Source organism: Micromonospora sp. M51, assembly GCF_018070305.1.
In the GTDB taxonomy this organism is placed as follows: domain Bacteria; phylum Actinomycetota; class Actinomycetes; order Mycobacteriales; family Micromonosporaceae; genus Micromonospora; species Micromonospora parva.
On record NZ_JAGPXZ010000778.1, the window covers coordinates 1 to 2764 of the forward strand.

3 protein-coding genes are annotated in these 2764 nt (G+C 67.4%); all 3 read left to right on the forward strand.

The window, feature by feature from the left end; genetic code table 11:
• Positions 1 to 131 precede the first annotated feature (131 nt).
• Positions 132 to 1337 carry a DUF418 domain-containing protein gene (locus KBX53_RS37210; RefSeq protein WP_210862684.1) on the forward strand — a complete coding sequence of 402 codons (1206 nt, stop codon included), beginning with the start codon at positions 132 to 134 and terminating at the stop codon, positions 1335 to 1337.
• Between the two features lie 119 nt (positions 1338 to 1456).
• Positions 1457 to 2176, forward strand: coding sequence for a VOC family protein (locus KBX53_RS28630; protein ID WP_210862686.1), 720 nt, complete (start codon positions 1457 to 1459; stop codon positions 2174 to 2176).
• Between the two features lie 176 nt (positions 2177 to 2352).
• Positions 2353 to 2652, forward strand: coding sequence for a putative quinol monooxygenase (locus KBX53_RS28635; RefSeq protein WP_210862688.1), 300 nt, complete (start codon positions 2353 to 2355; stop codon positions 2650 to 2652).
• Positions 2653 to 2764: the final 112 nt, after the last annotated feature.

Genomic DNA, 2764 nt, shown 5'->3' on the forward strand with positions numbered 1-2764 from the left:
CTGATGGGGCGGGGGTAGGGCCTACCCCACCGGCGACGTTCCCGCTCACCGGCTGTCACCTGGATTTGCCGCTTCGTAGGGTCGGAGGGAGCCATCGAATTCGATTTACTGTTCGATACGGGGGTAGCCGCGTGAAGTTCTCCGTCAAAGACCCGTCAGTCGTTAATGAAGGGCCGCCCGGGCCGTTCTCCCGGATCGCTGCCGTCGACGCGTTGCGCGCCGTGGCGTTGCTCCTCATCCTGATTGTCAACATCGCCTTCTTCGCCTCCGGCTATCCCTTCCATCTGGTGCCGGATCCCGCGCACGACTCGTGGGGCGACCAGGCGGTCCTGTGGTTGGTCGAGCTGCTCTTCACGATGAAGGCGTACCTGCTCTTCTCCTTCCTGTTCGGCTACAGCTTCACGCTCCAACTCGACTCCGCCGCGCGGCGCGGCGTCGACTTCGCCCCCCGGTTCCGGCGACGGCTGGCCGGGCTCTTCGTGCTCGGCATCCTGCACGCGGTGCTGCTGTTCCAGGGCGACATCCTGACCACGTACGCATTGCTCGGCCTGATCCTGCTCGCCATGCGGGGAGTCCGCGTCGGGACCGCGCTGCGCGCCGCCGTACTGCTGACCGGCGGGATCGGTTTCGTCCTCGCGCTCGCCGCCGTCGGCGGAACCCAGCTGGTCACCGATCCGGCGACGGCACTGGCGGCGGGGCAGCGATCCACCGAGGCACTACAGGGCGGAATCGGGTCGGTGATCACCGAGCACGTACGGCAACTGCCGGCGATGTTCGGCACCCTCCTCGTGCAGGGGCCGCTCGCGCTCTCGGCCTTCCTCTTCGGTTACGCGGCCGGGCGGCGCCGGCTGCTCACCGACGTCGTCGGAAACCGGCAGTTCCTGCGCCGGGTGCAGCAAGTGGGCTATCCGATCGGCCTGGCGGGTGCGGTGATCTTCGCCTCCGGCGGCGGCACCGCCAACCTGACCGGACTGACGGCGGGCGTACTCACCGCGCCGCTGCTCGCCGCCGCGTACGCCGCCACCCTTCTCCGCTTCTTCCAGACCAACCGGGGCCGGCGGGTGGTCGCCGTACTCGCACCGGCCGGACGGATGTCCCTGTCGAACTACCTGGGTCAATCGCTGCTCTGTGTGCTGGTCTTCACCGGCGTCGGACTGGGCCTCGCCGGCACCGTCGCACCCGCGGTCGTCCTCGTCATCGCGGTCGCCATCTACGGTGCGCAGCTCGCCGCCAGCGCGGCGTGGATGGCACGGTTCCGGTACGGACCGATGGAGTGGCTGTTGCGGGCCTGGACCGAGCAGCGGTGGCCACAGCTCCGCGCCGCCGACCCGGTCTGACGGCGTGTCCAGCTCGCCACCGTCGTTGCGTTCGGGGTCATCAGCCGAACGGATGGCCGGAGGCGATGGTCAGCTATTTCCATGTGCGACGGACACCCCGCGACGCCTAGGAAGGAGGCATGGCCAACGAGCGGACCGTTCCCCTGCTGCCGTGCGCATCCATCGACGACATCGAAACCTTCTACGGAGTTCTCGGTTTCCACACCACGTACAAACAACGCAAGCCCAACCCGTGCGTGGGGGTGCAGCGCGAGGACATCGACCTGCAGTTCTTCGAGATCGCCGGATTCGACCCGGAGCAGTCCTACGGCTCCTGTCTCGTAATCACCCCGGACATCGAGGGACTGCACCGAGCATTCGCAGCCGGCATGCGCGCCGCGTACGGCAAGGTACTGGTGTCCGGAACGCCGCGGATGACCCGGCCCAGGGCGCGAAAGAACGCCGACGGGTTGGGCGGATTCAGCGTCATCGACCCGGGCGGCAACTGGATCCGCGTGTTCCGGGACCCCACCGCCGCCCCCATGCCGGACGCCACGTCTGCCGGGCGGCTGGCCAAAGCCCTGGCGAATGCCGTCGTACAGGCCGACTCCAGGGGAAGCGTCAGCCAGGCCGTTCGGATCCTCGACAGCGCGTTGGCCCGCCCGCAGGCCGACGACGACCCGGTCGAGCAGGTAGAGGTCCTGGTCTACCGCGCCGAACTCGCGATGGTGCTGCACGACCCGGACACCGCGGCCGAACTGCTGGCCCGCGCCCAGTCCGTCACGCTCACCGACGACGAGTCAGAAAGGGCGGCAGCCGCGTTCGACAACGCCACCGAACTCGCAACAGCACTGCGCTGACTCACCACGCGAACGCCTCCATCATCTCGGCAGTCGATCGGGGCACGCTCACGATCGCCGCGCCTTGTCAGCGATAGATCAGTATGCTCGAGGCCGCAGAAATCGTTTCCGTTGCGAGGCGCTTTCTGCGCTCGTCGCATGAACCCGATCAGCTCGCCGCCGCTTAAGGAGTTGCTGTGTCGTACGGCTACATCGGATCGATGAAGGCCAAGCCTGGTTACCGGGATGACGTCGTGGACATCCTGCTGAGCGGCGCTGATGGCCTGCGCACGGTCGGATGCGACCTGTACGTCGTGAGCGTCTCGGACACCGACGACGACACGATCTGGGTGAGTGAGGTGTGGCAGAGCAAGGAGAAGCACGACGCCTCGTTGCAGCTTCCCGAGACCAGGGCGGCGATCGGCAAGGCCATGCCGATGCTTACGGGCGAGTTCACCAGCCAAGAGGTAACAGTGGTGGGAGGCCTGGGCGTGTAAGCCCGTGATCGCCGTCTCGCAGGTTGCCCGGCGAGTCGACCTCGTTCAATGGGTGACGGATACGCGTCAGCGTGGCGGCGAGGCCTCCTCCAGTGGACGTCCGTGCGCTCGG

Bases quoted from the DNA above. Each gene is read 5' to 3' on its own strand.
- KBX53_RS28630 (WP_210862686.1), top strand. From the start codon at position 1,457: ATGGCCAACGAGCGGACCGTTCCCCTGCTGCCGTGCGCATCCATCGAC.